This is a genomic window from Dyella marensis (assembly GCF_900112865.1).
Taxonomy (GTDB): Bacteria; Pseudomonadota; Gammaproteobacteria; order Xanthomonadales; family Rhodanobacteraceae; genus Dyella_D; species Dyella_D marensis_A.
In genome coordinates this window covers 245,074-265,149 of sequence record NZ_FONH01000005.1, presented here as the reverse complement: position 1 = coordinate 265,149, position 20,076 = coordinate 245,074, and the positions used below count along the sequence as shown (strand labels likewise).

Annotated in this window: 20 protein-coding genes; 11 read left to right on the top strand and 9 right to left on the bottom strand. The window is 69.4% G+C overall.

Annotated features, from left to right (window positions below; all coding sequences use genetic code 11):
• Positions 1-89: 89 nt before the first annotated feature.
• Positions 90-896, top strand: coding sequence for an endonuclease/exonuclease/phosphatase family protein (locus tag BM172_RS10715; RefSeq protein WP_026633970.1), 807 nt, complete (start codon positions 90-92; stop codon positions 894-896).
• On the top strand, positions 893-1,309 hold the full coding sequence (locus BM172_RS10710) for a hypothetical protein (RefSeq protein ID WP_026633971.1): 417 nt from the start codon (positions 893-895) through the stop codon (positions 1,307-1,309). The genes BM172_RS10715 and BM172_RS10710 overlap by 4 nt, the downstream gene beginning before the upstream one ends.
• Here the strand turns inward: BM172_RS10710 and BM172_RS10705 are convergent.
• Positions 1,220-2,827 carry a glycoside hydrolase family 17 protein gene (locus BM172_RS10705; RefSeq protein WP_026633972.1) on the bottom strand — a complete coding sequence of 536 codons (1,608 nt, stop codon included), beginning with the start codon at positions 2,825-2,827 and terminating at the stop codon, positions 1,220-1,222. The genes BM172_RS10710 and BM172_RS10705 overlap by 90 nt on opposite strands.
• A gap of 219 nt (positions 2,828-3,046) precedes the next feature.
• Here BM172_RS10705 and BM172_RS10700 point away from each other — a divergent pair, with 219 nt between their 5' ends.
• The 4 genes from BM172_RS10700 (at position 3,047) to BM172_RS10685 (ending at position 9,578) form a co-directional block, all read left to right on the top strand.
• Positions 3,047-5,155 (top strand): transglycosylase SLT domain-containing protein, encoded by a 2,109-nt coding sequence (locus BM172_RS10700; RefSeq protein WP_026633973.1) that lies wholly within the window; start codon positions 3,047-3,049, stop codon positions 5,153-5,155.
• An 11-nt stretch (positions 5,156-5,166) separates the two neighbouring features.
• Positions 5,167-6,102, top strand: coding sequence for a complex I NDUFA9 subunit family protein (locus tag BM172_RS10695; RefSeq protein ID WP_026633974.1), 936 nt, complete (start codon positions 5,167-5,169; stop codon positions 6,100-6,102).
• Positions 6,103-6,264: 162 nt separating this feature from the next.
• Positions 6,265-7,494 (top strand): multifunctional CCA addition/repair protein, encoded by a 1,230-nt coding sequence (locus BM172_RS10690; RefSeq protein ID WP_026633975.1) that lies wholly within the window; start codon positions 6,265-6,267, stop codon positions 7,492-7,494.
• Positions 7,495-7,577: 83 nt separating this feature from the next.
• Positions 7,578-9,578, top strand: a complete 2,001-nt coding sequence (locus BM172_RS10685) for an LTA synthase family protein (RefSeq protein ID WP_026633976.1) — start codon at positions 7,578-7,580, stop codon at positions 9,576-9,578.
• Positions 9,579-9,618: 40 nt separating this feature from the next.
• On the opposite strand, the gene BM172_RS10680 is transcribed toward BM172_RS10685, so the two are convergent.
• Together BM172_RS10680 and BM172_RS10675 are read right to left on the bottom strand one after the other, a co-directional pair.
• Positions 9,619-10,821 carry a class I SAM-dependent methyltransferase gene (locus tag BM172_RS10680; protein ID WP_026633977.1) on the bottom strand — a complete coding sequence of 401 codons (1,203 nt, stop codon included), beginning with the start codon at positions 10,819-10,821 and terminating at the stop codon, positions 9,619-9,621.
• 81 nt (positions 10,822-10,902) lie between these two features.
• Positions 10,903-13,062 carry a TonB-dependent receptor gene (locus BM172_RS10675; RefSeq protein ID WP_026633978.1) on the bottom strand — a complete coding sequence of 720 codons (2,160 nt, stop codon included), beginning with the start codon at positions 13,060-13,062 and terminating at the stop codon, positions 10,903-10,905.
• Between the two features lie 221 nt (positions 13,063-13,283).
• Between BM172_RS10675 and BM172_RS10670 the strand changes: the two genes are divergently transcribed.
• Positions 13,284-14,039, top strand: coding sequence for a hypothetical protein (locus BM172_RS10670; RefSeq protein ID WP_035322442.1), 756 nt, complete (start codon positions 13,284-13,286; stop codon positions 14,037-14,039).
• A gap of 76 nt (positions 14,040-14,115) precedes the next feature.
• A complete protein-coding gene (locus BM172_RS10665; protein ID WP_026633979.1) occupies positions 14,116-14,862 on the top strand; it encodes a pteridine reductase in 747 nt (248 codons plus the stop codon).
• A gap of 53 nt (positions 14,863-14,915) precedes the next feature.
• Here BM172_RS10665 and BM172_RS10660 read toward each other — a convergent pair whose 3' ends face one another.
• From BM172_RS10660 to tsaD, 4 genes are all read right to left on the bottom strand, one after another.
• A complete protein-coding gene (locus BM172_RS10660; RefSeq protein WP_026633980.1) occupies positions 14,916-15,764 on the bottom strand; it encodes a DUF6159 family protein in 849 nt (282 codons plus the stop codon).
• Positions 15,765-15,838: 74 nt separating this feature from the next.
• Complete coding sequence (gene folK / locus BM172_RS10655; protein WP_026633981.1) at positions 15,839-16,321, bottom strand: 2-amino-4-hydroxy-6-hydroxymethyldihydropteridine diphosphokinase; 483 nt, start codon at positions 16,319-16,321, stop codon at positions 15,839-15,841.
• A gap of 10 nt (positions 16,322-16,331) precedes the next feature.
• Positions 16,332-16,691, bottom strand: coding sequence for a dihydroneopterin aldolase (gene folB, locus BM172_RS10650; RefSeq protein ID WP_026633982.1), 360 nt, complete (start codon positions 16,689-16,691; stop codon positions 16,332-16,334).
• Between the two features lie 128 nt (positions 16,692-16,819).
• Positions 16,820-17,869, bottom strand: coding sequence for a tRNA (adenosine(37)-N6)-threonylcarbamoyltransferase complex transferase subunit TsaD (gene tsaD, locus BM172_RS10645; protein ID WP_026633983.1), 1,050 nt, complete (start codon positions 17,867-17,869; stop codon positions 16,820-16,822).
• 55 nt (positions 17,870-17,924) lie between these two features.
• Between tsaD and rpsU the strand changes: the two genes are divergently transcribed.
• Together rpsU and BM172_RS10635 are read left to right on the top strand one after the other, a co-directional pair.
• Complete coding sequence (gene rpsU / locus BM172_RS10640; RefSeq protein ID WP_014404075.1) at positions 17,925-18,140, top strand: 30S ribosomal protein S21; 216 nt, start codon at positions 17,925-17,927, stop codon at positions 18,138-18,140.
• A gap of 196 nt (positions 18,141-18,336) precedes the next feature.
• Entirely contained in the window at positions 18,337-18,783 is a 447-nt protein-coding gene (locus BM172_RS10635; protein WP_026633984.1) for a GatB/YqeY domain-containing protein, read from the top strand.
• Between the two features lie 13 nt (positions 18,784-18,796).
• Here the strand turns inward: BM172_RS10635 and BM172_RS10630 are convergent, their stop codons facing one another.
• Complete coding sequence (locus BM172_RS10630) at positions 18,797-19,117, bottom strand: hypothetical protein (RefSeq protein ID WP_051548369.1); 321 nt, start codon at positions 19,115-19,117, stop codon at positions 18,797-18,799.
• A gap of 138 nt (positions 19,118-19,255) precedes the next feature.
• Between BM172_RS10630 and BM172_RS10625 the strand changes: the two genes are divergently transcribed.
• Positions 19,256-19,426 (top strand): DUF1328 domain-containing protein, encoded by a 171-nt coding sequence (locus BM172_RS10625; RefSeq protein WP_026633985.1) that lies wholly within the window; start codon positions 19,256-19,258, stop codon positions 19,424-19,426.
• Here BM172_RS10625 and BM172_RS10620 read toward each other — a convergent pair.
• Entirely contained in the window at positions 19,423-20,001 is a 579-nt protein-coding gene (locus BM172_RS10620; protein ID WP_231504125.1) for a GNAT family N-acetyltransferase, read from the bottom strand. The genes BM172_RS10625 and BM172_RS10620 overlap by 4 nt on opposite strands.
• Positions 20,002-20,076 lie beyond the last annotated feature (75 nt).

The following is a 20,076-nucleotide window of genomic DNA, read 5'->3' as shown; positions in this document are numbered from 1 at the left end:
GGACGGGCGCCGGCCGACCGCCCGGCGTTCACGTCCGGGCGCTCATGCTTGCCGGATTCTTCCGATCCGCCGTTTCCGCTTTGCCCACGATGACCTCCGTCGCGCCCGCCCCAGCCGTCACCGAACGCCGCCTCCGCCTGCTGAGCTGCAACATCCTCGCCGGCGCCAGCGTGCAGCGCTACAGCGAGTACTTCACGCGCAGCCTCAACGCGGTGCTGCCGGGCCGCAGCAAGCTGGACAACCTCGACCGCCTGGCCGAGGTGCTGCCGCAGTTCGACGTGATCGGCCTGCAGGAAGCCGATGCGGGCAGCCTGCGCTCGGGCTTCCTCAACCAGACGCGCTACCTGGCCGAGACCGCCGGCATGCCGTTCTGGAGCCACCAGCCGAACCGGCCGATGGCGCGCCTGGCGCATACCGCCAATGGCCTGATCAGCCGGCTGGAACCGCACAGCGTGCTGGATTACCAGCTGCCCAGCCGCATTCCCGGCCGCGGCGCGCTGCTGGCGCGTTTCGGCGAAGGCCAGGACGCGCTGGCGGTGATGATCGCGCACCTGTCGCTGAGCGCCACGGCGCGCGCGCGCCAGCTCGGCTTCATCGCCGAGGTGCTGCAGGACTTTCCGCACGCCGTGCTGATGGGCGACCTCAACACCGACGCCAACAGCGCGGAGATGCGCCACCTGTTCGCCAAGTGCGGCCTGGTACCGCCGGCGCAGGCCACGCCGACCTTCCCCAGCTGGCGGCCACGCAAGGCGCTGGATCACATCCTCACCTCCGAAGCACTGCGCGTCGAAAAGCTGTGGGCCCTGCCGCAGGCCTTTTCGGATCATTTGCCGGTTGCGGCCGAAATCCGGCTCCCGCAGCATGTCGCGCCGCGCCCCCACCGACTTCGCCGATGACTGCTTTCCTGCGCCTGTCCCTGCCCTGGCTCCTGCTGGCCCTGGTCGCCGCGCTTGCGGCCTGGATCCGCTATGGCCTGATCGAACCTGCCGCCATCGGGCACCTGTGCGAAACGGCCACCGCGCCGGCGTGGTGCCAGTGGCGGCAACGGCTGGTGCTGGCGTTCCTCAACTACGGCTACGGCTGGGCCGCGCTGGCCTGCGCCGCGCTCGCCCTGGCGTGGAAGCATCCGGCCAGTGCGTGGCTGGCCGCAGCCGTCGGCTTGTTCGCGCTGCAGCTGTATTGCTTCGAGGCCGGCGCGTTCGCGCTGCTGGTGGGTTGTCTACGCCTGGTTCGCTGGCAGGCCGACCGGCTTGCGGCGCCACGCGACCAGCACGGGCAGCGCGATCGCCAGGTTCAAACCCAGCCATAGCCAGGTCACCGGATTGAGGCCGAGATCCTGCGCGACCACCACGGCCGCCAGCACCGGCACCAGCACTGCTAGACAGCGTTCTTCCAGCCGCAGTCCCCCGGCCTGCGCCCAGCCGCTCAGCCAGCCGGCCAGGCCATAGCCGATGCAGGGCAGCACGGCGAGGCCCAGCGGGAAATCGCGATAGCGGCCGTCGAACACCAGCAGCAGGCCTTCCAGCGCGAGCAGGAACAGCCAGGCGAAGCGCAGCCATGCGCCGGGCAGGATCGCGGACACCGCGCCGCCGATGCGCGCGGCCAGCCAGCGCGCCAGCACGATCGCGGTCGCCAGTCCGCCCGCGCAGGCCGCCCACGACCATCCCCATTCGAGCAGGTCGCGGCAGGCGTAGAGCATCTGCCGGTATTGCCAGGCCAGCGCGGTGCCGGTGGCAAAGCCCGCCAGCGCGAGCACGCCCCAGCCGGACAACCCCCGCCAGCCGCGGCGCGGCACACCGGCGAGCACGAACAGCGCCACGCCCGCGGCGCCGGCCAGCCAGCCCAGCCACCAGCGCGGTTCTTCGGTCACCGGGCCCTGCATCGAGAATTTCGGCCGCGCGTGAACGTCGTAGATGCCCCAGTAGCCGCCGGTGGTGCCCTCCTGCGCGCGCTTCCACGGCTGGTCGAAGGCTTCGATCACGTTGTAGGGCATCGCAACGCTGCCGGCGTAGTCGAGGAATTCGCGCAGGTAGCGCGCCTCGTTCACCACGCTCGCGCGTGCCGCGCGGCGCGGCTTGCCGGCGCTGGGCCAGCCGGTCTCGCCGATCATCACCTCGCGCCCGGGGAAGGCGTGCTTCATGCGCTGGTAGACCTCGGCCACGTGGCGCACCGCGTGTTCCGGCGGCACCGGCTCGTCTTCCCAGTACGGCAGGATGTGGATGGTGAGGTAGTCCACCGACTTGGCCATCTCCGGATAGCGCAGCCAGAACTCCCACACGTCCGCATACGTGACCGGCACCGACGCGGGAATCGCCGCGCGCACCTGCCGCGCGTACCCGGCCAGGGCGGCAGGCGACTGCTCCCCGCGCAGCAGTACCTCGTTGCCGACCACCACGCCGCGCAGCACCTCGGGATGCGCCTTCGCCTCGGCGATGCCCAGCTCCACCTGCCTGGCATTGGCGACCGGATCGCGGCCCAGCCAGATGCCCATGATCACCTTCATGCCGTAGCGACCGGCGATCTCCGGCACGGCGCTCAGGCCCTGGCCCTGCGAATAGGTACGCACGCAGTCGAAGCGCTGCGACAGCGCGCGCAGGTCGGCGTCGATGCGCTCGGGGCTGATGAAGGCCTTGAGGTCGTACGGCGTTTCGCCCGGTTGGCGGAACGGCGCGTAGGACACGCAGGCGATGCGCGCGGACGGCGCGTCGGGCAGCGCCACCGGGCGGCCGAGCAGCCACCACCACAACGCGCCGGCGAAGGCACAGACGGCCAGCACCAGCCAGAGCAAGAAACGCGCGCGGGACGAAAGCGACGGCGTGGACGACATGCGCTACCTGTGGGATCGCGCCGGCCGCGGCGCCTTGGAAGCGGGCAAGTCTAGCAGGGGCATGCGCGCGGCCGGCGGCGTGAAGACGCGCTTTAACCTAGGACTCAGCCGAGTTTTGACATGCTGCGGGGCTCGTCCGATGCCGCGACCTGGAATCGTCCGGCCTACACTGCGCTATCGATCGGCCGCGTTCGCGTGGCCATCGCACAAGGAGTTTCCATGCCTCTTCACGCAGCGCCGCGGCGTCTCGCCCACTCGCTTCTCGCCCTCGCCGCCGGCCTGCTGCTGGCCGGCATCGCGCAGGCCGCGGAACCCACGGACGCGCAGCGCGCCGCTTTCAAGCAGGCCTACGCCACCGCGCAGCAAGGCGGCGACGGCTGGCGCGCGCTGGCGCAGAACCTGTCGGACTATCCGCTGTATCCATACCTGGAAGCCGCCGCGCTCACCCACGACCTGCGCCAGCTCGACCGCGCGCCCGTCGACGCCTATCTCAAGCGCTACGCGCAGCTGATTCCCGCCAATGACCTGCGCCGCGACTACCTGCTGGAACTGGCGCGGCGCAAGGACTGGGCGACCTTCCAGTCGCTGTACCAGCCAGGCCTGGGCGATGCGCTGACGTGCGATGCCCTGCAGGCGCGGCTGGCGCAGACGCAACCCTCGCCGGCGCAGTCAGGGCCGTCGGCGCAAGGCGCCACGCTGGATTTCCAGCGCGACCTCGCCGCGCTGTGGAACAAGCCGAACCTGCCCAATGCCTGCGATCCGGTGATCGCCGCCGCGCACGACCAGGGCCTGCTCACCGCGCCGCGGCTGTGGGAGCGCATCGACCGCGCCGCCGACGCCAACCAGCCCGGCACCGTCGCCGCGCTCGCCGCCTGGCTGCCTGCCGACGATGCACAGGCCGCGCAGCGCATCGCGCTGGCGCTGCGCGATCCCGGCGGCGCCGCGGCCAAGGCCGCTACCTGGCCGGATACGCCACGCAGCCGGCAGGCCGCGATGCTCGCGCTGGAGCGCCTGGCGCGGCGGCAGTCCGGCGCCGCCGACAGCAGCTGGGAACAGCTGCGCGGACATTTCAAGTTCACGCCCGAACAGCAGCGGCGCGTTCTCTCGGCGCTCGCTCTTTTCCACGCCACCGACTTCAACGACGACGCGCTGCAGCGCCTCGCCGCGCTGCCGCCGCAGGCGCAGACCGACGCCACGCGCGAGTGGCGCGTGCGCGTGGCGCTGGCGCAGCAGAACTGGCCGGCGGTGCTGGAGGCGATCGATGCCATGCCGGCGGCGCAGAAGCAGGACGGCGAATGGCGCTGGTTCCGCGCGCGCGCGCTCGGCGCACTGAATCGCGACGGCGACGCGCGCCGCCTGCTGGTCTCGCTGGCCGACGAACCGACCTTCTTCGGCTTCCTCGCCGCGGACAAGCTCGACGTGCCGTATGCGATTTGCCCGCTGACCCTGCCGCCGGATCCGCCGCGCGAACAGGCGCTGCTCGCCAACGCCGGCCTGCAGCGCGCGTTCGAGCTGTACGCCGTCGGCCTGCCGCGGCAGGCGCGCCGCGAATGGGTGCAGGCGCTGGACGGCGCCGATGCGGCCACGCAGAAGCTGGCCGCCGACCTGGCCTATCGCCGCGGCTGGTACGACCGCTCCGTCTACGCCTTCAACAAGGGCGAGGCGCTGCGCTACTACGAGCAGCGCTTCCCGCTGGCCAGCCAGGACGGCCTGGTGCCGCAGGCGGCGGAAGCCGGCATCGATCCGTCCTGGGCCTACGCGATCCTGCGCGCGGAGAGCGCATGGATGAGCGATGCGCGCTCCGGCGCCAATGCGCGCGGCCTGATGCAGCTGCTGCCGGATACCGCGGCGCTGGTCGCGCGGCGCAACGGGCTCAACTGGGGCGGCGCCGAATCGCTGTACGACCCGATCACCAATATCGTGCTCGGCACGCGCTATCTGGCGCAAATGGCGGCGCGCTTCAACGGCGCGCCGTGGCTGGCGAGCGCCGCCTACAACGCCGGACCGGGGCGCGTGGATCAATGGCTGGCTGCACGCGGCTCGCTGCCGCCGGACCTGTTCGTCGCCAGCATGCCGTTCAAGGAAACGCGCGAATACGTGGCTCGCGTGATGTCCTTCGCGGTGATCTACGACTGGCGCCTCAACGGCACCGCCACGCCGCTGGCCACGCGCCTGACCGCGATCGGCGACACGTATCAATTGCCCGACCGCAACACCCCGCGCCGCCCGGTGACCTGCCCGGCCGCGGCCGCCGCGGCGGCGCCCGCCGATGCGGCCACGGTCGCCGCGCCGCCGGCGAACGACGCGCCGAACAGTTCACCCCGCTGAGGTATGCCCGCATGAACGCCAAACGTCTCGTCATCCTGGGCGGCACCGGCTTCGTCGGCAGCTATCTGGTGCCGCGGCTGGCCATGGACGGGCATCGCATCGTGCTATTGTCGCGCAACCGCGAGCGCCGCCGCGCGCTCGCCGTGGTGCCCGGCGTGGAAATCCGCAGCACCGACGTCTACGACGCCAATGCGCTGCGCCGGCAGTTCGAAGGCGCCGATGCGGTGATCCACATGATCGGCTCGCTGCACGCGGCCGGCGGGCATTCGCTGCAGGAAATCCACGTGGAGCTGGCCCGCCGCGTGGCTGCCGCCTGCCACGCGGCCGGCATCGGCCGGCTGCACCTGATGAGCGCGCTGAAGGCCGGCCAGGGCCTGTCGCAGTATCTGAAGACGCGCGGCGAGGCGGAAACCGCGGTGCGCCAGTCCGGCCTGGACTGGACGATCTATCAGTCGAGCGTGATGTTCGGCGCCAACGACGGCCTGGTCTCGCGCTTCGCCGCGCTGCTGAAGATGATGCCGGTGCTGCCGCTGGCGCGCGCCGGGTCGCGCCTGGCGCCGACCTATGCGGGCGACGTCGCCGAGGCGATCGTGCGCTGCGTGGCCAACGACCCGCTCGGCATCGACCGCAGCTTCGAGCTCTACGGACCGGAAGTGCTCACCCTGGGCGAGATCGTGCACGGCATCCGCGACACGCTCGGCCTGCGCACGCGCATCGTGCCGCTGCCCGACGCGCTGGGCCGCGTGCAGGCGCGCTTCGCCGAACTGCTGCCGGGCAAACCGTTCTCGTACGACAGCTTCCTCACCCTGTGCACCGACTCGGTGGGCGAGCAGGACGGCTACGCCGCGCTGGACATCCGGCCGCAGCCGCTGACGCCGTGGCTGCCGGTGCTGCTGCAGGGTTCGCGCCGGCAGCAGCGACTGGACCGCTACCGCGCCATGCGCTGATTCGGGCAACACTGATCAAATATCGCCACCGTCACCAGCCCTGTCTGTCCGCAGGCCGCAGGACCGTCGGCGAAGGCCCCGCTTACCGAAATCCAGGGAGTGGGATGATGACGGCGGCGATATTTGATCGGTGTTGCCTTAAGCGCATGGCAGAATCGCGCCATGCGTACCTATCTCGTCGGCGGCGCCGTCCGCGACCAGCTGCTGCAGCGTCCCGTCAGCGACCGCGACCACGTGGTGGTCGGCGCCACGCCGGATGACCTGCTCGCCCTCGGCTACAAGCCGGTGGGCAAGGACTTCCCCGTGTTCCTGCATCCGGACACCGGCGAGGAATACGCGCTGGCGCGCACCGAGCGCAAGACCGGGCGCGGCTACCACGGCTTCGCGGTGCATGCCGATCCCGCGGTGACGCTGGAGCAGGACCTGGAACGCCGCGACCTCACCATCAACGCGATCGCGATGGACGAGGCGGGCAGCCTGGTCGATCCGTTCGGCGGTGTCCGCGATGTCGAGCAGCGCGTGCTGCGGCACGTGTCGCCGGCCTTCGTCGAGGATCCGGTGCGCCTGCTGCGCGTGGCGCGCTTCGCCGCGCGCTTCGCGCCGCTGGGCTTCACCATCGCCGGGGAAACCATGGCGCTGATGCAGCGCATGGTGCGCGACGGCGAGGTCGATCATCTGGTGCCCGAGCGCGTATGGCAGGAAACGCGCCGCGCGCTGGGCGAGCCGCGCCCCTCGGCGTTCCTGCGCGTGCTGCGCGAAAGCGGCGCGCTGGCGGTGCTGTTTCCGGAAGTCGACGCGCTGTACGGCGTGCCGCAGCGGGCCGAGTTCCATCCCGAGGTCGACACCGGCGTGCACATCGAAATGGTGCTCGACATGGCTGCGCGCCTGGCGCCCGGCAACGACCTGGTCGGCTTCTGCGCGCTGACCCACGACCTGGGCAAGGCGCTGACGCCGGACGACGTGCTGCCGCGCCATGTCGGCCACGAGCACGCCGGCGTCGAGCCGCTGCGCGCGCTGGCCCAGCGCCTGCGCGTGCCCACCGAATACGCCGCGCTGGCCGAGCAGGTCTGCCGCGAGCATCTGAACGCCCATCGCGCCTTCGAGCTGAAGCCCGCCACCGTGCTGCGCCTGCTCGGCGCACTGGACGCGCTGCGCCGCCCCGAGCGCCTGGAGGTCTTCCTCGCCGCCTGCGAGGCGGACAAGCGCGGCCGCCTGGGCCACCAGGACGACGACTATCCGCAGGCCACCTACCTGCGCAAGGCGCGCACCGCCGCCGCGGCGATCGGTGCGGGCGCTTTCGTGGCGCGGGGCCTGCAGGGTCCGGCGGTGGGCGCGGCGATGGAAAAGGCCCGCATCGAGGCCATCGCGGCGGTGCGCGGAAGCTCCGGCTAAGCCGTTCCGTTGTATAAGGTGCGGATGCCCGTCGTCGTTCTGCCATAACGGGCGTTTCACACGTTTTGTCTGGAGCCGCCCCCTTGTCAGCCGCCGATTCCTCCGCCTCGCCCCTGCGCCAGCGTTTCCGTCCCCTGTGGTGGCTGGCCTTCGCCTATGTGGCGATCGGCGCGATCACCCGCGTGGCCCTGCTCGTCATGTCGGGCAAGGGCGTGCCGCACAACCCGCTGTACTGGGCCTACGCTTTCGGCGTGGGGCTGCTGTACGACCTGGTCACCTACATCTACATCGCCTGGCCGCTGGTGCTGTTCCTGTGGCTGATGCCGCGCCGCGCCTATGTGTCGCGCGCGGGCCAGTGGGCGCTGTATCTGCTGGCGGCGGTGCTGCTGTACTGGCTGATGTTCGTGGGTGCGTCGGAACTGGTGTTCTGGAACGAGTTCGGCACGCGCTTCAACTTCATCGCGGTGGATTACCTGGTCTACACCACCGAGGTGATCGGCAATATCCGCGAGTCGTATCCGCTGGGCCGCTGGCTGAGCCTGCTGGCGCTGGCCGTGCTGATCGCCCTGCTGGTCAGCCGGCGCGGCCTGCGCACGCGCGACGGCGGCACGCGCTTCTGGCAGCGCGCCAAGGTGGCGCTGGTGTGGCTGGTGCTGACCGTGGTGACCGTGGCCGCGTTCAAGGGCACGCTGAAGGACCGCACCGACAACAACTTCGTCAACGAGCTGTCCGGCAACGGCATCTACGAATTTTTCGCCGCCTTCCGCAGCAGCCACCTGGAATACTCGCGCTTCTACACCACGCTGCCGGGCGACCAGGCCTACCGCGACGTGCGCACCATGCTGAAGACGCCCGAGGCGACTTTCGTCAGCAACGACCCGCGCGATCTCACCCGCGAGATCCGCCACGAAGGACCGGAGAAGCGCCTCAACGTGGTGCTGATCAGCATCGAGAGCTTCTCCGCCGACTTCATGCAGACCTTCGGCGACGACCGCGGCATCACGCCCAACCTCGACGCGCTGATCGACAAGAGCCTGTTCTTCGACAACCTCTACGCCAACGGCACGCGCACGGTGCGCGGCCTGGAGGCGCTGTCGCTGGCCATTCCGCCGACGCCGGGCGATTCGCTGATCAAGGCGCACAACAACGAAGACCTGTTCTCGGTGGCCAACGTGTTCAATGCGCGCGGCTACCAGTCGGACTTCGTCTATGGCGGCTACGGCTACTTCGACAACATGAATTACTTCTTCAACCACAACGGCTATCGCGCGGTCGATCGCAACGACATCAACAAGGACGATCCGATCCACCACGAGAACGTGTGGGGCGTGGCCGACGAGGACCTGTACACGCTGGCGATGCGCCAGATGGACAGCATCCATGCGCAGGGCAAGCCATTCTTCCTGCACATCATGACCACCTCGAACCACCGTCCCTTCACCGTGCCCGCCGGCCGCGTGAAGGAGAAGAACGGTACGCGCGAGGCGGCGGTGGCCTATACCGACTGGTCGATCGCCGATTTCCTCAAGCGCGCGGCCAGCAAGCCCTACTTCGACGACACCATCTTCGTGATCACCGCGGACCACTGCGCCTCCAGCGCCGGCCGCACCAGCGTGCCGATCAACCGCTACCACATCCCGCTGTGGATCTATGCGCCCAAGCACATCCAGCCGCAGCGCGTGCATCGCCTGATGGCGCAGATCGACATCATGCCCACCGTGCTGGGCATGCTGAACTTCAGCTACCGCAGCCGCTTCTTCGGCTACGACCTGTTCCAGCTCGAGCCGGGCCGCGAGCGCGCCTTCCCGGCGACGTACGAGAAGCTGGGCTATCTGCGCGACGACGTGCTGACCGTGCTGGAGCCGCAGCGCAAGCTGGAGCAGATGCGTCCGGACTACGAGACCGGCGATGGCACGCCGGTGCAGCCGGTGGATCGCGCCAAGGTGGACGAGGCGACGGCGTATTACCAGGTGGCCGCGGATCTGTACAAGCTGCGCCAGCTGGGCAAGCGGCCGGAAGACAACACGCCGGTGCAGCCGCTGCAGGCCGGGCAGGGTTCGGGCGCGACGCCCGTCCTGCATTGATCGATGTGGCGCCGTCGCCGCCAACGGCGACGGCGCAGCGTCAGAGCCGGTCGCCCTGGTCGGCTTCGAGCATGTCCGCCGGCAGCGGCACCATGTCCATGCCGCGCGCCAGCACCATCGCCTGGAAGCGCTCGCCCATCTGGTCCGGCAGGGTGAGCTTCTTCACCTGCTGCGCGAGGCGGTAGCGCGCCGCTTCGTCCGGCGCATCCGCATAGGCCTCTTCGAACACCTGCTGCAGGCCCGCGGCGATCAGGAACTGCGCCTGCGGCAGATAGGCGGCGACGCCGAAGCCGGCCTGGTTGCCGGCCTCGGCCAGCGCGGTGAAATCCACCGAGGCGGTGAGGTCGTTGAGGCCGGGCAGGAACAGCGGATCGGCGTGCGCATGGTGGCGGTAATGCGCCATCAGCGTGCCGTCGCGGCGGCCGGGCTGGTAGAACTCGCGGCGCACGTAGCCGTAGTCGATGAACAGCATCACGCCGGCAACCAGCGAGCCGGCGATCGCCTGCATCCAGTACGGCAGCTGCGGCAGTACCTCAGAGCGGTAGCCGTCGTCGAAGGAGGCTTCCAGATCGCGTTCGAGATGGCGGACCGCGCCGGACACCAGCGCATCCGCCGGCCGGTCGGTGCGCATCAGCCGGCCTTCGCCGTCGAGCGCGACGTATTCCTCGTAGACCTCGCCGGCACGCAGGGTGAAGCGCGTGGTGGGCAAGGCATCGATCACTTCGTTGGCGAACAGCACGCCGCGCCATGCTTCTTCCGGCGGACGGTCCAGCCATTGCACGCGGGCGAACAGGTCCGGCGGCAAGGCGGCGGCAAGGCGCTCGCGCTGGCGTTCGCGCAGATCCGCGCTCGGTTCCAGGATCAGGTAATGGCGAGGCACTTGCCGGTTGGCATGCAAGGCCAGCAGCGCGGCTTCGGCAAAAACGCCGCTGCCGCCGCCGAGTTCGAGCACGTCGGCTTCGTCGCCGAGCATCTCCAGCACCGGCCCGAGCACCTTCACCACGCAGCGCGCGAACAGGTCGCCCAGTTCCGGTGCGGTGACGAAATCGCCGGCTGCGCCGAACTTGGTCGTACCGGCGCTGTAATAGCCCAGGCCCGGCTCGTAAAGACAACGGCCCATGTATTCGGAGAACGGCAGCGGACCGTGCGCGGCGATGTGCTCACGCAGGCGCGCGAGCAGATGGTCGGAATGGGCGCGCTCGTCGGCGCCGGGCTCGGGAAGGCGGGAGAAGCTGGGATTCATCGCGCAAGGATAGCCCAAGCGCTCGCAGCCGCCGCGCGGACGCCGCGCCCCAGCGGGCGCGGACGTTCGCCTTGCGGGCGATCAGAAGTCCTTCTGCACCGTGGCGTACAGCCCGCGGCGCGGACCGAACTGCGGCGCACCCACGCCGATGCCGGTGCCGTCGCGCAACTGGTAGGTGCGGTCCAGCGCGTTGATCACCGCCAGCTGGGTGTGCAGCTTGCCCGTGCTCTGGAATTCGAAGTCGTGCGACAGGCTGAGGTTGAGCTGGAAATAAGCCGGCATCGCGGCACCGTTCGGCACCGCGCCGTCGCGGCGCAGGCCGCTGCCGAACAGGTAGTTGGCGCCGACGCGGGTGGCCGGGTCGATGGCATAGCTGAGGCCGCCGGACGAGGCGAGCTTCTGGTCGTGGTCCAGGTGGATGTAGTGGTCGGCGACGTAGGCCAGGTCGTCCGGCGCGAAGTTGTACTGGCTGGTGATCACCCGCTCGCCCATCGCCTGCGACAGCGCGACGTTGAAGTAGGCCGACCACGGGCCGTTGTCGTAGTCCGCGGTGAACTCCACGCCGCGGATGCGGCCCTTCGCGTAGTTGAAGGTGGAGTAGACCAGCGCCGCGCCGAACTGGCCTTCGTCCTGCAGGCGGCGCACCTTGCGGTAGTAGGCATCCAGGCCCAGCGTCAGCGAGGAGCCGACGCGCTGCTGGATACCGGCGTCGAAGTAGTCGCTGCGCTCGGCCAGCGGCGTGTTGCTGCCGTTGTCCGGCAGCGCATTGGTGGTGCCGTCGAACTTCTGGATGTTGGTGGTGGTGATCGCCTCCGTCGCCGGCGGCGTGAAATAGCGCGAATAGCCGGCGTGCAGCGTGGTGTCGTCGCTGGCCTGGTAGACGGCACCCAGGCGCGGGCTGAGCTGGCTCTCGGTGCGGAAGGCCTTGTACACATCGCCGCGCAGGCCGTAGTTCACGGTGAGCTTATCGCCGATGCTCCATTCGTCCTGCACGTAGCCGGACCAGGTCTTGGCGGTGAGGCGGTTGCCGTCGAGGATGTTGAGCGGCGTGGTGCTGGACTGGTTGCCGTCGGCATCGACCGGGAACACCCAGGCATTGGTGCTGCTCGGCGCGCGCTCGAAGCTGCCGTAGACGCCGTAGCGCAGCGTGTGCGTATCGCCCAGCGGCGTGGCGAAGTCGGCCTGCAGCGTGCTGGCGCGATTGCTGCGATTGATGGACGAAGCCACGCCGTTGAACATCAGGTCGCCGATCATGTCCGGCGTGAAGGTAAGGCTGGAATAGCGCTGCCCGATCGACACCTGGTAATCGGTGGCGCCGAGCTTGCCCTGCAGGGCGAGCACGCCGAAGCGGGTGTTTTCGCGCTGGTTTTCGTTGAGTTTCGCGGAGTCGAAATCGGTCACGTCCAGATAGCCGAAGGTCGGCGTCTGGCCCGGGTTGTTCGGGATCTGGAAGCGACTGTTGGCCATGCCGAACAAAAAGCTCAGGCGGGTCTGGTTGTCGATCAGGTAGGAGATGTCGCCGAACGCCTTCACCTGGTTGGTGTGGTCGTGGACCGGCGTGCGGCTCGGCGTGGGGTTCTCGATGCCGACGTCGCTTTCCAGGTAATTGGCGGTGAGGAAGTAGCTCCAGCGATCGCTGCTGCCCCACAGCGACGCGTTCGGATTGAGCGTGCCGAACGAGCCGCCGGTGATGCCCACGCTGCCGCCGTTGCCGAGGTCGTGGCCGCTCTTGGTGCTGATGTCGACCACCGCCGCGGTGCGCAGGCCGTACTGCGCCGGCAGCGCGCCATCGAGCAGCTTCACGCTCTTGATGGTGCGCGTGTCGAGCGTCTGGCCGAAGCCGGAGATCGATTCGGGAATGATCACGCCATCGATGCGGTACTGCAGGTTGGCATGGTCGCCGCGCACGTGCAGGCCGCCGTACGAATCCTGCACCACGCCCGGCGCCTGCAGCAGCACCTGGTTCACCGGTGTGCTGTCGCCCAGCGGCAGCTGCGCGATGGCCTTCTGGTCGATCACGTACTGGCTGCTGCCGGTATCCGGCGAGAGGGCATTGCGCGACTGGTCGAGCGCGGCGCTGACGTCGATGGCGCCAAGCTGCTGCACCTTGGGCGGCTGCTTGTTGCGCGAGGCGCCATCCGTGTTGGGGCCATTGGTGGTGGTGTCGGGAGCATCGGCGGCCTGGGCGGAGACAGTGAACAGCGCAGCGGCAAGGCTGATGGCGAGCAGGGTGTGCTTCATCGGATCACTCGGGAAAGGGTTGGGGCGGCGTGCGTTTCGATACGTTATAACGTTGCCATCCCTACCTTTCGTTTACCTGCCCCGAAAGTCATGCCCGGCGCCGCAATATTTTGCGGAAACAAGCGTTTGCGGTCGGCAGGACGCCCCGCCCATGCACATTCGCAACAGCTTCATCGACGACACCTAGACTCCACCGGCGACCAGGCACTCCCGAGGCCCGCATGACCGACGAGCGCAAACAGCTACCCTCCGTGATCACCACGGAAGACCACAGCCGCGTGACCAAGGCGATCCTGGATTTCGTCAGCGACATCCCCGGCAGCAAGGTCGGCCCCAGCGGCGAACCGGAAACCGAGGCGCGCCGCATCGCCAACCGCGCCGCGCAGCGCGCCGCGCTAACCGCCGGCTCGCTGGCCTTGCCGCCGGGGCCGCTGGGCTGGCTCACCGTGCTGCCGGAGCTGATCGCGATCTGGAAGATCCAGGCGCAGATGGTCAGCGACATCGCCGCCGCCTTCGGCCGCCACGCGGAACTGGGCCGCGAGCAGATGCTGTGGTGCCTGTTCCGCCACACCGCCGCGCAAGCCTTCCGCGACCTGGTGATACGCATGGGCGACCGCCTGCTGTTCCGCCGCATGTCCTACGCGGTGGCCGAACGCGTGGCCAAGCGCGTCGGCGTCAAGATCACCCAGCGCACGGTCGGCAAGGGCCTGTCACGCTGGCTGCCGGTGGTGGGCGCGCTCGGCGTGGGCGCCTACGCCTACTACGACACCGGACAAGTGGCGAGCACCGCCATCGCGATGTTCGGCGGCGAATTCCACATGGAAGGCGGCAACGACACCGGCCCAACCGCCGAACGCCAACCCGGCGCCGTGCGCCGCGCACGCGACGCCGTGGTGGAGAAAGCCTCCGGCGGCGCCGCACGCGTGATGGCGCGCGTGTCGCGTGCGCGCGGCGAAAAACAGCCGCCGCCGAAGTAGCAACCGCCGCGCCGCGGGATGACCTCCCGCGCGCTTTCCGGCAAGCTGCCGGCTGTTTCGCCCGCAGGAGCCGCGCATGCCGCCTCGCCAGGAAAGCCCGGTCGCTCTGATCACCGGCGGCGCCAAGCGCGTCGGCGCGCAGATCGCGCGCTCGCTGCATGCCGCCGGCTACGACCTCGCCCTGCACTGCCGCCGCTCGGTGGCCGAAGCCGCCGAACTGGCCGCCGAACTTGAAGCGCTGCGCCCAGGCAGCACCCTGATCCTGCAGGCGGAACTGGCCGAACTCGACGCCCTGCACGCACTCGTCGACACCACGCTCGCGCGCTACGGCCGCCTCGACGCGCTGGTCAACAACGCCTCCGCGTTCTATCCGACGCCGGTCGGCAGCGCCACCGCCGCGCAGTGGAACGAACTGTTCGCCTCCAACGCGCAGGCGCCGTTCTTCCTCGCCCAGGCCGCGGTGCCGGCGCTGCGCGAAAGCCGCGGCGCGATCGTCAACCTGGTCGACGTCTACGCCGAACGCCCGCTTGCCAAGCACCCGATCTATTGCATGGCCAAGGCCGCGCTGGCGGCGATGACCCGCTCGCTCGCGCTGGATCTCGGCCCCGATATCCGCGTCAACGGCGTCGCTCCCGGCGCAGTGATGTGGCCCAGCGACGGCAAGCCCTACGACGACCAGCAGACCATGCTCGCGCGCACCCCGCTGCGCCGCGCCGGCTCGCCGCAGGACGTCGCCGCCGCGGTGCTGTGGTTGCTGCGCGACGCGCCGTTCGTCACCGGGCAGATCCTGCGCATCGACGGCGGCCGCTCGCTGTCCATCTGAAACGAAAAGGGCGGCATCGCTGCCGCCCTTTCGTACCTGCATCGCAACCGGCATCAATCCTTGCTGCGGAACGCCTTTTCCAGCAGCGCCTGGTCGAAACCGCCGCCGACCGTGCCCTCTTCGGCGTACTGGTACAGCGCCGCCGAATAGATGCCCTGCAGCGACGCCTGCACCAGCGCGAGCAGGGTCAGGCCGATCACCGCCACCGCGATGGCCGCGATGATCAGCGGCATCGACTCCGTGGTCAGCGCACCGACCACCAGCGCGCCTGCGATCACGATCGCCACGAAGGTCAGCAGCCCGAACACCACGCCGATGCCGGCGTTGCCGATCAGGTTCTCGCCCCAGGTGCGCTTGAGCAGCTCAACGCTGCGCTGCACCGCCTCCATCGGACCGATCTTTTCGTTAGCCAGCACCGGCACCACCAGGAAGGTGGCCACCGTCCAGGCCAGGCCCAGCAGACCGGCCACCAGGCGGCCGACGAAACCCAGCCGCTCCTGCAGCGCACGCAGGAGCAGGCCCACCGTCGCGGCGATCAGCGCATAGCCGAAGATCGCGCCGATGCGCGACTTGGCGATGTCGAAACCGGCCGACAGGCTGGTCGGCTTGCCACGCAGGCGCTGCAGCGCCGCGCCCGCCAGCGCCGTGTTGAAGAAGATGATCACGAAGTACTGCACCAGGTAGAACGCGAACGTCGCTACGTACCAGCCGATCGGCAGCGTGTCGCGGCTTACGTGCTCCATCCCCGCCGCCGCAACGGCAATGGGGATGATGAAGCTCGCCGCCACCAGCAGGCAGCACAGTCCCGACAGCAGCGGGAACATCATCAACGCCTTGTCCGAGCGCAGCACCGCCGCGCTCGCCTTCATCAGATTCCAACTGCGTGCGAATTTGCCCGCCATATCCCCTACCTCTTCCTTGGTGAAAGTTGCTCCGCGATTTCTAGCATCTGCGCCGGAAACGCGACAGTGCGTCCTTACAGCGGCTCGACCGTCAGCGGCTCGCTCGCCACGGGAAACGCCGCCCACAACTCGGCCATGCTTCGCCCGTCGACAGGATGGCGCAAGCCAGGCGCGATGTCGGCGATCGGCCGCAGCACGAAGGCGTGCTGCAACTCCTTGCGCGGAATATCCAGATGCCCTGCGCCCTGCCGCACCAGGTCGTCGTACAGCACGATGTCCACGTCCAGGGTGCGGTCGGCGTAGCGCGGCACGTCGCGGCGGCGGCCGTGGCGGTCCTCCAGCGCGTGCAGCCACTCGTTGAGCGCCTCGGGCGCCAGTTCGGTATCCAGGCCCACCGCCAGGTTGACGAAGTCCGGCCCGTCGAAGCCCACCGCCTTGCTGCGATAAGCCGGCGACACCTCGATGGCGCCGAAGCGCGCGCGCAGTTCGTCCAAAGCGGCGCGCAGATACCGTTGCGGTTGCAGATTGGAGCCCAGGCTGAGGTAAACGCGTGCCATGGCGCCCCGCTCAGTCCGGCCGCACGCCGCGCTCGATGCGCACGCCGACCGACCGGGCGCCGCGCACCGCACCGGGCTTGGACAGCTTCAGTCGCACCCAGGCGACGCCGAATTCCTCGCGCACGATCGCCGCGCAGCGCTCGGCCAGCGTCTCGACCAGGCCGAAGCTGGACGCTTCCACGTACTCGATCAGGCGCTTGGACACATCCTTGTAGTTGAGCGTGGCGGCGATGTCGTCGCTGGCCGCGGGCCGGGTGTTGTCGAACGCCATTTCGAGATCGAACGACAGCGTCTGCCGCACGCGGCGCTCCCAGTCGTAGATGCCGATGACGGTGTCGATGCGCAGGTCTTCGATGAAAACGATGTCCATGGCTCTTTGGGCGGGAATAGGGAATAGAGAGTAGGGAATAGGAAAAGCGTAGCGCTTCGTCTCGTCGCGCGCCGCTTTTCCTATTCCCTATTGACGATTCCCTATTCCCTGGCGCGCGTCACGCGCGCCTAAACCGCCGGCAGGGTTTCCAGATCCCAGCGCGGGAAGACCTGCACGCTTTCGTCCTGGTGCTGCCCTGCGGCCAGGCGGATCGCGCCGGCCAGGGCGATCATCGCGCCGTTGTCGGTGCAGAAGGCCAGGCGCGGGAAATACACGCGGAAGCCTTCTTTCTCGCCGGCCTCGGCCAGCTCCGCGCGCAGGCGCTTGTTGGCGCCCACGCCGCCGGCGATCACCAGGCGCTTGGCGCCGGCGGCCTGCAGCGCGCGGCGGCACTTGATCGCCAGGGTGTCGACGATGGCCTCCTCGAAGGCACGGGCGATGTCGGCGCGGGTCTGCTCGGCCTGGTCGGACTGCTGCCAGGCCAGCAGCACCTGAGTCTTGAGGCCCGAGAAGCTGAAATCCAGGCCGGGCCGGTCGGTCATCGGCCGGGAAAAGCGGAACGCCCCGGGCCGCCCCTGCTGCGCCAGCGCCGCCAGCGCCGGTCCGCCCGGATAGGGCAGGCCCATCAGCTTGGCGGTCTTGTCGAAAGCCTCGCCGGCGGCGTCGTCCAGGGTGTCGCCCAGGATCCGGTAGCGGCCGATGCCCTGCACTTCCACCAGCATGGAATGCCCGCCCGAGACCAGCAGGGCTACGAACGGCGGCTCCGGCGGGTCTTCTTCCAGCAGCGGGGCCAGCAGGTGGCCTTCCATGTGGTGCACGCCGATCGCCGGGACGCCCAGCGCCCAGGCCATGGCCCGGGCAGCGGAGGCGCCCACCAGCAGGGCGCCGACCAGGCCGGGGCCGGCGGTATAGGCCACCCCGCCCAGGTCCGCCGGAGTCAGCCCGGCCTCGGCCAGGGCCTCGCGCACCAGCGGCAGCAGCTTGCGCACATGGTCGCGACTGGCCAGTTCCGGCACCACGCCGCCGTAGTCGGCATGCAGCTTGATTTGGCTGTACAGGGCATGGGACAGCAGGCCGCGGCCCGGCGCGGCGGGCTCCCAGCGCAACAGGGCCACCCCGGTCTCGTCGCAGGACGTCTCGATGCCCAGCACGGGCTTTGAAAATTGCTTCGTGTCCACGCTATACTTCGCGGCTCGCCCGATCAGACGGGCAAGTTTACCACTCGGAGTTTCCATGCCCAGCGTAAAAGTCCGCGAGAACGAGCCGTTCGAGCTTGCCCTGCGTCGCTTCAAGCGTACTTGTGAAAAGGCCGGCGTCCTGGCCGAGACCCGCAAGCGCGAGTTCTACGAAAAGCCGACCCAGGAGCGTAAGCGCAAGCGCGCCGCCGCGGTGAAGCGCCATCTGCGCCGCCTCTCGCGCGACACCTCGCGTCGTACGCGTCTGTACTGAGGCCGCCGTCCGCCGTCGGCGGACGCTCAAGGTCAAGGCCAGGCGCCCACGGCGCCGCCTTAGCCTGTAAGGCCATGGCAGCCGGCGCGATCATCCGCAGCCGCTGCCTTATCGCTCAAGCATCGGCCGGCGTTGCCCCAGGCAACGCCGGCTTTATGCGTTTCCTTCACGCCAACCATCCCTCCCGGAGAGTGACATGTCCCTCAAGCAGCAGCTCAGCGAAGACATGAAGACCGCCATGCGCGGCGGCGACAAGCCCCGCCTCGCGGTGATCCGCCTGGTGCTGGCCGCGATCAAGCAGCGCGAAGTGGACGAGCGCATCGAGCTGGACGACGTGCAGACCCTGGCCGTGCTGGAAAAGATGCTCAAGCAGCGCCGCGACTCGATCACCCAGTACGACGCCGCCAACCGCCAGGACCTGGCTGACGCCGAGCGCGCCGAAGTCAGCGTGATCGAGGCCTACCTGCCGGCCAAGCTCAGCGAGGCGGAGATCGACGACCTGGTCGCCGCCGCCATCGCCAGCACCGGCGCCAGCTCTGCCCGCGACATGGGCAAGGTGGTGGCCGCCGTCAAGGAACAGGCCGCCGGCCGCGCCGACATGGCCGTGGTCTCGGCCCGCGTGAAGGCGCGCCTCGCCGGCTAAGAGCCCTCGCCGGTCAAGGGCCGAGCTGGTGGCCCAGGCCGCCCGCGGTGCGCAGCCAGAACAGCAGCAACAGCAGCGCCACCACCGCCACCACCATGACCCATGCGTGGTGGCGACGCCGGCTGCTCACCAGCTCCCAGCGTTCCCGGTCCAGGAAATAGCGCCCTTCGCCCGGGCAGCGCAGCACGCCGCGCTCCACCAGCTGGTACCAGGCGATGCCCGGCGTCAGCTTCAGCTCCTCGGCGCCGCGCGCCGATTCCGTACTCGTCGCGCCCGCTTCCTCGAAGCGGTGCACGATCGCGCGCTGCGCGCGCAACATCATCGCCGTCAACATGGCGTGTCTCCGAACTAAACGATCCGCAAGCGTGCGGCGCAGCATGACGCCGCCGACGCATTATCCAGCCAACGCCTTCACGCCGGCACGCCCACCCTCATCGATGCCGCCGACGCGGCCTACGATAAGGAGAAACGCATGCTCAAGTGGGCCATCATCTTTGCCATCGTTTCGCTGGTCACCGGTTGGCTGGGTTTCTACTCGGTCTCCGGCGTCACCGGCACCATCGCGAAGGTTCTGTTCGCCATCTTCCTGATCCTGTTCCTGATCGCGGTGCTGGCGGCGATCGGCTTGTTCCACATCGTCTAGGACCACCGCTCCATGCGCCGATGCGCGGGCACATGGCCCCGCGCATCGGCCAGGCGGGAAGGCCGCTCCCCGGTGACCGCAAAGCCGCAGCGCTCGTACAGCGCCTGCGCCCGGGGATTGGTCGCCGCCACGTCCAGCGCCAGCGGCACCCGCCCCAGCGCGGCGGCCTGCGCGGCGAGATGATCGATCAAGGCCTGGCCGATGCCCCGCCCGCGCAGCGCCGGATCGACACCCAGATGGGCCAGGTAATGCATGCCGCCGGACGGCGGCGCGATCACGCCCTCCACCCGCAGCCCGCGCGCGATCACGCCGGGCGCATGCCGCCAGCCGAAGAAACCCAGGATCTGCCGCGCCGCCGCCAGGGTGAATGCCCAATGCGTCGCGGCCCCGTAGCCGGCACCGACCGCCACCACCCGCCCGTCCAATTCGCCCACGACGTGGTTGCGCCAGCCGAACTCGCCCGCGCCGTCGGCGTAGGCATGGCGGAGGAAGGCCTGCGCGTCGTTGCGCCCGGGCACCGCGAACACATATTCGAAGGCCGCCGGCCCGGAGCTGTGGATCAGCGGCACCGCCATTCCCACATCCCCCGCCGCCGCGGGCCGGAACCGCACCTGTGCACTTGCCGCCATGCCCGCCTCCCCCGACGATGG

Bases quoted from the DNA above. Each gene is read 5' to 3' on its own strand.
- BM172_RS10680 (WP_026633977.1), bottom strand. From the start codon at position 10,821: ATGAATCCCAGCTTCTCCCGCCTTCCCGAGCCCGGCGCCGACGAGCGC.
- BM172_RS10670 (WP_035322442.1), top strand. From the start codon at position 13,284: ATGACCGACGAGCGCAAACAGCTACCCTCCGTGATCACCACGGAAGAC.
- BM172_RS10715 (WP_026633970.1), top strand. From the start codon at position 90: ATGACCTCCGTCGCGCCCGCCCCAGCCGTCACCGAACGCCGCCTCCGC.
- BM172_RS10675 (WP_026633978.1), bottom strand. From the start codon at position 13,062: ATGAAGCACACCCTGCTCGCCATCAGCCTTGCCGCTGCGCTGTTCACT.
- BM172_RS10710 (WP_026633971.1), top strand. From the start codon at position 893: ATGACTGCTTTCCTGCGCCTGTCCCTGCCCTGGCTCCTGCTGGCCCTG.
- BM172_RS10705 (WP_026633972.1), bottom strand. From the start codon at position 2,827: ATGTCGTCCACGCCGTCGCTTTCGTCCCGCGCGCGTTTCTTGCTCTGG.
- BM172_RS10630 (WP_051548369.1), bottom strand. From the start codon at position 19,117: ATGTTGACGGCGATGATGTTGCGCGCGCAGCGCGCGATCGTGCACCGC.
- rpsU (WP_014404075.1), top strand. From the start codon at position 17,925: ATGCCCAGCGTAAAAGTCCGCGAGAACGAGCCGTTCGAGCTTGCCCTG.
- BM172_RS10635 (WP_026633984.1), top strand. From the start codon at position 18,337: ATGTCCCTCAAGCAGCAGCTCAGCGAAGACATGAAGACCGCCATGCGC.
- BM172_RS10620 (WP_231504125.1), bottom strand. From the start codon at position 20,001: ATGGCGGTGCCGCTGATCCACAGCTCCGGGCCGGCGGCCTTCGAATAT.
- folB (WP_026633982.1), bottom strand. From the start codon at position 16,691: ATGGACATCGTTTTCATCGAAGACCTGCGCATCGACACCGTCATCGGC.
- BM172_RS10625 (WP_026633985.1), top strand. From the start codon at position 19,256: ATGCTCAAGTGGGCCATCATCTTTGCCATCGTTTCGCTGGTCACCGGT.
- BM172_RS10665 (WP_026633979.1), top strand. From the start codon at position 14,116: ATGCCGCCTCGCCAGGAAAGCCCGGTCGCTCTGATCACCGGCGGCGCC.
- BM172_RS10690 (WP_026633975.1), top strand. From the start codon at position 6,265: ATGCGTACCTATCTCGTCGGCGGCGCCGTCCGCGACCAGCTGCTGCAG.
- BM172_RS10660 (WP_026633980.1), bottom strand. From the start codon at position 15,764: ATGGCGGGCAAATTCGCACGCAGTTGGAATCTGATGAAGGCGAGCGCG.
- BM172_RS10700 (WP_026633973.1), top strand. From the start codon at position 3,047: ATGCCTCTTCACGCAGCGCCGCGGCGTCTCGCCCACTCGCTTCTCGCC.
- folK (WP_026633981.1), bottom strand. From the start codon at position 16,321: ATGGCACGCGTTTACCTCAGCCTGGGCTCCAATCTGCAACCGCAACGG.
- BM172_RS10695 (WP_026633974.1), top strand. From the start codon at position 5,167: ATGAACGCCAAACGTCTCGTCATCCTGGGCGGCACCGGCTTCGTCGGC.